Consider the following 215-nt stretch of genomic DNA (forward strand, 5'->3'; position numbering starts at 1 on the left):
CCGGCAGCCACAGTTTCCCTTCCACCCGGGGCGCTCTGGCCATGACCGGCCGCCCCAGGCTGTCTACTCCGGTTTGTACTGACAGGTGGGAGATGGTTACCGCCAGGGTGAACGCGCCGTTATGGTAACTTACCTTTATGTTCGGGTTGCCGCCTTTGGTTTCGTCCCCCCGGGCGTATAAGCGGTTCTGTCTAACGTTACGCCACTCTTCACAG

The 215-nt window shown here is 60.0% G+C and carries 1 pseudogene; it reads right to left on the minus strand.

Annotation, left to right across the window (positions count from 1 at the left end):
• A pseudogene (locus tag A6M21_RS04865) lies at positions 1 to 215 on the minus strand (IS200/IS605 family accessory protein TnpB-related protein); the annotation flags it as partial.

This window comes from Desulfotomaculum copahuensis (assembly GCF_001655685.1).
Taxonomy (GTDB): domain Bacteria; phylum Bacillota; class Desulfotomaculia; order Desulfotomaculales; family Desulfovirgulaceae; genus Desulfotomaculum_G; species Desulfotomaculum_G copahuensis.